This is a genomic window from Phenylobacterium sp., from assembly GCF_031412415.1.
Lineage (GTDB): Bacteria > Pseudomonadota > Alphaproteobacteria > Caulobacterales > Caulobacteraceae > Phenylobacterium.
On record NZ_JANOCX010000353.1, the window covers coordinates 1 to 7536 of the forward strand.

General features: G+C 67.3%; 6 protein-coding genes and 1 pseudogene. 6 read left to right on the forward strand and 1 reads right to left on the reverse strand.

Features of this window, described 5'->3' with window-relative positions; translation table 11 throughout:
- Positions 1-61 precede the first annotated feature (61 nt).
- The 6 genes and pseudogenes from RMO04_RS16890 to RMO04_RS16915 form a co-directional block, all read left to right on the forward strand.
- Positions 62-396, forward strand: a pseudogene (locus RMO04_RS16890) (glucuronate isomerase); the annotation flags it as partial.
- 17 nt (positions 397-413) lie between these two features.
- The gene (kduI, locus tag RMO04_RS16895) at positions 414-1259 is read left to right on the forward strand and encodes a 5-dehydro-4-deoxy-D-glucuronate isomerase (RefSeq protein WP_309645933.1); all 846 of its coding nucleotides are present in this window, start codon (positions 414-416) and stop codon (positions 1257-1259) included.
- Between the two features lie 7 nt (positions 1260-1266).
- Positions 1267-2028: a 2-dehydro-3-deoxy-D-gluconate 5-dehydrogenase KduD gene (kduD, locus tag RMO04_RS16900; RefSeq protein WP_309645934.1), complete on the forward strand. Its 762-nt coding sequence runs from the start codon at positions 1267-1269 to the stop codon at positions 2026-2028.
- A gap of 286 nt (positions 2029-2314) precedes the next feature.
- The gene (locus RMO04_RS16905; protein ID WP_309645935.1) at positions 2315-5149 is read left to right on the forward strand and encodes a TonB-dependent receptor; all 2835 of its coding nucleotides are present in this window, start codon (positions 2315-2317) and stop codon (positions 5147-5149) included.
- Between the two features lie 79 nt (positions 5150-5228).
- A complete protein-coding gene (locus tag RMO04_RS16910; RefSeq protein WP_309645936.1) occupies positions 5229-6251 on the forward strand; it encodes a sugar kinase in 1023 nt (340 codons plus the stop codon).
- 56 nt (positions 6252-6307) lie between these two features.
- Positions 6308-7126, forward strand: a complete 819-nt coding sequence (locus RMO04_RS16915; protein ID WP_309645937.1) for an RNA methyltransferase — start codon at positions 6308-6310, stop codon at positions 7124-7126.
- Positions 7127-7132: 6 nt separating this feature from the next.
- Here the strand turns inward: RMO04_RS16915 and RMO04_RS16920 are convergent.
- A partial coding sequence (locus RMO04_RS16920; protein WP_309645938.1) for a helix-turn-helix transcriptional regulator occupies positions 7133-7536 on the reverse strand: 404 nt, incomplete at its 5' end.

Genomic DNA, 7536 nt, shown 5'->3' on the forward strand with positions numbered 1-7536 from the left:
GTCTGGTTCTCGCAGAACGCGGCGTTACCGAACGCCACCGCGCTGCTGCTGGCGCCCGACGCTGGCCGGCTGCTATCCGATTCTCAAGCTTGGCCCCGCCTCGTGGTTCCACGACAGCCCCGAGGGCATGCGCCGGTTCCGCGAGCAGACGACGGAGACCGCGGGCTTCTACAACACCGTCGGCTTCAACGACGACACCCGCGCCTTCCTCTCGATCCCGGCCCGTCACGACGTGGCCCGGCGCGTCGACTGCGGGTTCCTGGCCAGGCTGCTGCCGAGCATCGCCTGGACGAGGACGTGGCCCGCGAACTGGCCATCGACCTCGCCAACAACCTTCGCAAGCGGGCCTATCGGCTGGATCGCCAGCCCGCTGCTCCGATAGCGCTAATCGCCTGAGACCCAAGGATCTGATCATGTTCAAGAAAACCTATCACGCCACACACCCGGACATGATGAAGGGTGCTGACAACGACGCCCTGCGCGACCGTTATCTGGTCCAGGACATGTTCGCCGCCGACACGGTCAGCCTGAACTACAGCCACAACGAACGCTTCGTGATCGGCGGCGCGGCCCCGGTCTCCAGGGCCGTGAAGCTGCCGGACCAGACTGAGCCTGCCAGCGCCGCGGGCCACCCTTTCCTGGAACGTCGTGAGCTCGGCGTGGTCAATGTGGGCGGGGCGGGGAAGATCACGGTCGACGGCCAGGCCTTCGACATGGCTCCCCGCGACGGCCTCTACGTGCCCATGGGCTCGAAGGACGTGGTCTTCGAGGCCGCCGATCCGGCGACGCCCGCCAGGTTCTATCTGGCCTCGACGCCAGCCCATAAGGTTTGCCCAATCACCAAGATCGCCATCTCACAGGCCAATCCCCTTGAGCGCGGGACGCCCGAGCAGTCCAATGAACGGACCATTTTCCAGTATTTCATCCCTGGGGTCTGCGAGACCGCCCAGCTTCTGCTGGGGGTGACCTTCCTGAAGCCTGGCAGTGTCTGGAACACCATGCCGCCGCACCTGCACGACCGGCGCTCGGAGATCTACTTCTACTTCGACCTGGCCGGCGACAATAAGGTCTTCCACTTCATGGGCGAGCCCGACGCCATGCGCCACATCGTGGTCGGCGCCGACGAGGCGGTGATCAGCCCGCCCTGGTCGATCCACATGGGGGCCGGGACCTCCAACTACGGGTTCATCTGGGCCATGGGCGGGGAAAATCTCGACTACACCGACATGCATGTCCTCGATATTTGCCAGTTGAAGTAGGCGCCCCATGTCGCTGAAAATGTTCGACCTCTCGGGCAAGACGGCCATCGTCACCGGGGCTAATACGGGCCTCGGGCAGGCCATCGCCGAGGCCCTGGCCGGCGCCGGCGCGGATATCGCCGCCGTGGGCCGCACGCCGCCGGTGGATACCCGTTTCGCCGTTGAGGCCAAGGGCCGGCGCTTCCACGACATCACCGCCGACCTCGGGAGCCTGGAGCCGATTGAGCGGATCGTCGCCGAGACCGTCCAGCACCTGGGCGGGGTCGACATCCTGGTCAACAACGCTGGGATCATCCGCCGCAACGACGCCCTTGAGTTCACCGAGGACGACTGGGACTCCGTGATGGACGTCAACCTGAAGACCACCTTCTTCCTGACCCAGGCGGTCGGCCGGCGGATGGTCGAGCAGGGACGGGGAGGGAAGATCGTCAACATCGCTTCGATGCTGACTTTCCAGGGCGGTATCCGGGTGGCGTCCTACGCCGCCAGCAAGAGCGGCATCGGCGGGATCACCAAGCTGCTGGCCAACGAGTGGGCGGCCAAGGGCATCAATGTGAACGCCATCGCCCCTGGCTACTTCGCCACCAACAACACCGAGGCCCTGCGCGCCGACGAGGGCCGCAGCCGTGACATCCTGGCCCGCATACCCGCCGGGCGCTGGGGACGGCCGGAGGATCTGGGTGGGGCCGCCGTTTTCCTGGCGTCCAGCGCCGCCGACTACATGCACGGCGCGATCGTGCCCGTGGATGGCGGATGGCTGGCCCGCTAGGCGCGCAAGCCCACGGGACGGTCCAGGACGATCCCCCTGCGAAGGCGATGTCGGTGCGGCCGACCAGAGGGTGTGCGACCATCGGGTCGGCCTGCATGTACGTTTCGTGGCAGCCAGTCGGGTGAGTGGTCTTGCGAGTGCCGCCGTTTCATGGCTATGCTTCGATGATACCGGTGTCAAAAATTGCAAGCGGCAATGACACCGGTGTCATTTTGGGGACTGGAGAAACGCCCGCCCGACACGCCGCTTGGCGCACGAGGTGAGCGATCTCCGCAGGGAGGATGTCATGGGTCGGACTTCAACGATGTCGCGCGCGCTATTGGCCGGCGCTTCACTCTTCGCGCTCAGCCTGGCTACGCCGGCCTTCGGGCAGCAAGCGGACTCGGAGGTCGACGAGGTCGTCGTCACCGGGTTTCGGGGGAGCCTTCAGCAGGCGCTGAACCTCAAGCGTGACTCCTCGGTCGCCGCGGACACCATCCTGGCCGAGGACATCGGCAAGTTTCCCGACCTGAACCTTTCGGAATCGATCCAGCGGATCTCGGGCGTGGCCCTGGCGCGCGACGCTGGGGAGGGGCGTCAGATCACCGTGCGGGGGCTTAGCCCGCAGTTCACCCGAGTGCGCATCAACGGCATGGAAGCCCTGACCACCGCGGGCGGCACCGACGCCTCGGGCGGCACCAACCGCGGGCGCAGCTTCGACTTCAACATCTTCGCCTCTGATCTGTTCAACTCGATCACGGTGCAGAAGACGGCCTCGGCGACGACGGAGGAGGGTTCGCTTGGCGCGACTGTGGACCTGCGCACCGCACGGCCGTTGGACTACAACGGCTTCAAGTTCGCGGCCTCCGCTCAGGGCAGCTACAACACCCTTTCGGAGAAGACCTCGCCCCGCATGGCGGCGATGATCTCCAACTCCTGGGCGGACAACACCGTGGGCGCCCTGCTGTCGGTGGCCTTCAACAAGCGCAGCCTGCTGGACGTCGGAACCTCGACCGTCCGCTGGGCGACGGGGAACGCGATAGCGCCGGGCTTCGACGCCTTGCCGAACGCCGCGGGCCTGCCGACCACGGCCAACCCGGCCGCCGCCGCGGTGAACGCCGCCTACCACCCTCGTATCCCGCGCTACGACCGCTACGATCAGGAACAGGACCGCCTGGGCGCGACCCTGGCCCTGCAATGGAAGCCCACGGACCGCACCGAACTGACCTTCGACCTGCTCTACGCCAAGCTCGACGGGAACCGCGAGGAGCAGTTCCTGGAAGTGCCGTCGTTCAGCGTCAACGCCGCCTGCACCGCCGCCAACGTCAATACGAGCTGCGGCATCGCCGACACCAACGTCACGGCCTCCACCATCGACGCCAACAACACCCTCGTGGCGGCGACCTTCAACGATGTCGATCTGCGGGTCGAGGATCGCTACGACGAATTGACCACCACCTTCACTCAGTACTCGCTCGACTTCACGCACGAGTTCTCCGACAGCCTGCGCATCCACGCCCTGGCCGGCCACTCGAAGTCGGACCATGACAATCCGGTCCAGACCACGATCATCTGGGATCAGTTCAACGTCGACGGCTATCGCTACGACTACAGCCAGGGCCGGGCGCCGCTGCTGACCTATGGCAACGCCAACCTGACCAACGCCAACGCCTGGACCCTGACGCAGGTGCGCATGCGCCCGCAGACGGCCAGCAACACCTACGACACGCTGCAGGCCGAGGTGATGTTTGAGCCCAACGAGATGTTCAAGATCTCCGCCGGCGTGAACTGGAAGAGCTATGACTTCGTCAGCACTGAGCTGCGCCGCACCAATGGCACCAGCGCCAACCAGGAGCCGGTGATCCCGGCGGCCGTGGCGGCCATAGCGCTCGCCAGCTACGCCAAGACCGTCAACCTGCCGACCAGCGGGTTGGGCGCGCCGGCCGGCACGGTGACCTCATGGGTCTCGCCCGACTACTTCGCCGCGGCCACGGCGTTCAGCCTGAACGATCCCAGCGCCTTCGGCGGCGCCTGGCGGCTGGGCCGCGAGCCCGCGCTGGGCAACAATCGCGGGGTCTCGGAGGAGGACATGGGCGCCTTCGTCCAGGTCGACTGGACCACCGAGCTGGGCGGCATGCCGTTCCGCGGCAATGTCGGCGTGCGCTACGTGGAGACTCAACAGAGCGCCTCGGGATTCACCTTCCTGTCGGGCGCGGCGGTGCCGATCACGGTGGATCGCACCTATGACGACACCCTGCCGTCGCTCAACGCGGTGCTGGAGCCGATGGAGAACCTGTTGATCCGCTTCGGCGCGGCCAAGACCATGTCGCGGCCCGACCTGGGGAACCTGACCCCCGGCGCGACGGTCAGCGTCTCTGGCACCACCCGCTCTGTGACCGCCGGCAACCCCAACCTCGATCCGTTCCGCGCCGACGCCTTCGACCTGTCCTTCGAGTGGTACTATCAGCCTGAGGCCTTGATCAGCGTCGCCCTGTTCAAGAAGAAGATCGACAGCTTCGTCCAGACGCTGGCCACCGGCATTCCATTCACCGGCAACCCGTTCGGCATTCCCGACAGCGTGGCGACCGCCGCTTGCGGCGCGACCCCGGGCTGCAGCCCCTCGGCCAACTGGCTGTTCTCCACGCCGCGCAACACCCCCGGTGGCGAACTGGATGGCTTTGAGATCAGCTTCCAGCAGCCGCTGAGCTTTCTCCCCGGTCGGTTGGCGAACCTGGGGGTGCTGGCCAACTACACCTATGTGAAGTCGTCCATCGACTACCTGAACGCCAGCGGCGCGGTGGTGGCGACCAACGACATCACCGGTCTGTCGCGCAAGGCCTACAACGCCACGCTCTACTACGAGGACACCAAGTTCAGCGCGCGGGTCTCAGCCAGCTATCGTAGCCGCTACCTGACCCGGGTCCCCGGCGCCGAGGCCGGCACCACCTTCGACGGCACCAACGAGACCTTCAATGTCGACGCCTCGTTCACCTACACCTGGAATGACAACCTGAAGTTCACGCTCGAGGGCGTGAACCTGACCGACGAATTCCAGGACCAGTTCAACGACCAGACCGATCGTCTGTCGTTCTACCACCACACCGGCCGTGAGTTCCTGGTCGGCGTTCGCTACACCTACTAGGCGCACGCTCCTGAAGAGCGGGCGCCATCGGCGCGTCGGGCTCACCGGCGCGCCGCCCGACCTAAGGGAGATCGTCTGAGTGGCCCGCGTCGTCTGTTTCGGGGAAGTCCTTATCCGGCTCTCGGCGCCCGACGCCGAACTGCTGCTGCAATCGGCCACCCTGAAGGTCTGCTTCGGCGGGGCCGAGACCAATGTGGCGGTCTCCCTCGCGCGGTTGGGTCACGAGTCCGCCATGCTCTCGATCGTCCCGGACAATGCGCTGGGCCGCGCGGCAATCGACGAGCTTCGCCGCTACGGTGTCGACACCTCCCGCATCGAGATCAGGCCGGGCCGCCAGGGGCTCTACTTCCTCACGCCCGGCGCGGCGCAGCGGGCGTCGCATGTCCTCTACGACCGGGCCGGCTCGGCCTTCGCCCTGGGGGCAGGCAGCCTGGATTGGGACACAGCCCTGGCCGGTGCGGACTGGCTGCACGTCTCGGGCGTGACCGCCGCCATCAGCCAGGAGACCGCCGACGCCGCCATCGCCGCGGTGCGCGCCGCCCACCGCCTGGGGGTCAAGGTCTCCATGGACTGCAACTACCGCGCTAGCCTCTGGCAGGCCTGGAACGGCGACGCGCCCGCGATCCTCGCCGAGATGCTGAGCCACGCCGACCTGGTGTTCGGCGACCATCGCGACATCGCCCTGATGCTGGGACCGAAGTTCCCGGCGGCCCAGCCGGGAGAGAGCACCGGGGACCTGCGCCGACGCGCCGCCAGCGCCGCGTTCGTGGCCTTCCCGAAGCTGCAGCGGATGGCGTGCACCGAGCGGGTTCAGCACACGGTCAATCACCACGACATCTGCGGACTGGTGTTCACGCGGGAGCGAACCTGGCGCACCGAAAGCCGGCCGCTGAACCCCATCATCGATCGCATCGGCGGTGGCGACGCCTTCGCCGCGGGCGTCCTGCACGGTCTGTTGGCTGGGCTGGAGGAGGGGGCCGGGCTGGAGTTCGCCATCGCCGCCGCGGCCCTGAAGCACGCCACGCCAGGCGACTTCAACCTGGCCACCCGCGCCGAGGTCGAGGCCCTGGTCGCCAGCGACAGCCTGGACGTGCGCCGCTGATTCGCCGATGAACGGCGCATGGCGCCCAAGCCCTTCCCCCACCGTCCCGTGACGCCGTGGTAGCCCAGGTCGTTAGCATCGAGGATCCGGACGACCCGCGCGTCGCCGCCTATCGAGACGTGCGCGAGCGCGATCTTGTCGGCCGCCAGGGCCTGTTCGTGGCCGAGGGCGAGGTGGTGCTGCGGGTCCTGGCCCGTTCGCGCCTGCATCGTCCGGTCTCGCTGCTGATCGCCGAGAAGCGGGTGGCGGGGCTGTCGGAAATCCTCGAGACGATCCCGGACGACGTCCCCATCTACGCGGCGGGCCAGGCGGTGATGGATGCGGTGGTTGGCTTTCCCATCCATCGCGGCATCCTGGCCCTGGGAACCCGGATGGCCGAGCCCGACCCCGCCGAACTGTTGGCGGGACTACCGGCGCGAGCCCTGGTCCTGGTGCTGAGCGCGATCGCCAATCACGACAACATGGGCGGACTGTTCCGCAACGCCGCGGCATTCGGCGTGGGCGCCATCCTGCTGGACGACGATTGCTGCGACCCGCTCTATCGCAAGGCCATCCGGGTTTCTGTGGGCGCGGTTCTGGTCACCCCCTTCGCGCGACTGGCGGCGGGCTCGGACCTGCTGGGATTGCTGGAGCAGAGGGGGTTCGAAACCGTGGCGCTGAGTCCCCGCGGCGCCGTGACCCTGGCCGAGCTGTCACGGCCGCCAAGGGCCGCGGTGATTCTGGGCGCCGAGGGGCCCGGATTGCCGGACGCCCTACTGGCGCGGGCGCGCACGGTGCGAATCCCGATGGCGGATGGCTTCGACAGTCTCAACGTGGCGGTGACCGCGGGCGTGGTCCTGCACCACCTGGCCTTCGCGGCGCCCGAAAGCGCCTGACTGGACCTAGCGGGCGCGGCGAACGGTGGCCGCGCCGTCGTCGGATTCTTCGATCAGCGAGCGGGTCAGGTTGAGGATCGCGGTGCGCAGGGCCGGTTGCTGGACGCTGGCGAAAGCCTCCAGGAGCTGCACGGCGCCGGGGACGGCCAGCTTTTCGAACAGGCTCTCATCGCCTTGCGCGCTGGGGGATTCGCCAACCAGCTCGCCGACCGAGGTGTCCAGCTTCTGGGCGATCTTGACCAGCATCGAGGCCGACACCCGATTGGCGCCGCGCTCGTACTTCTGAACCTGCTGGAAGCTGACGCCCAGGTGATCGGCCAGCGTCGACTGCGAGATGCCCAGCCATTTGCGGCGAACCCGGATTCGGTGACCCACCGCAACATCGATGGGGTCTGGGCCTTGATCTTCGC

Coding starts and splice junctions, on each gene's coding strand:
- kduI (WP_309645933.1), top strand. CDS start 414: ATGTTCAAGAAAACCTATCACGCCACACACCCGGACATGATGAAGGGT.
- kduD (WP_309645934.1), top strand. CDS start 1,267: ATGTCGCTGAAAATGTTCGACCTCTCGGGCAAGACGGCCATCGTCACC.
- RMO04_RS16905 (WP_309645935.1), top strand. CDS start 2,315: ATGGGTCGGACTTCAACGATGTCGCGCGCGCTATTGGCCGGCGCTTCA.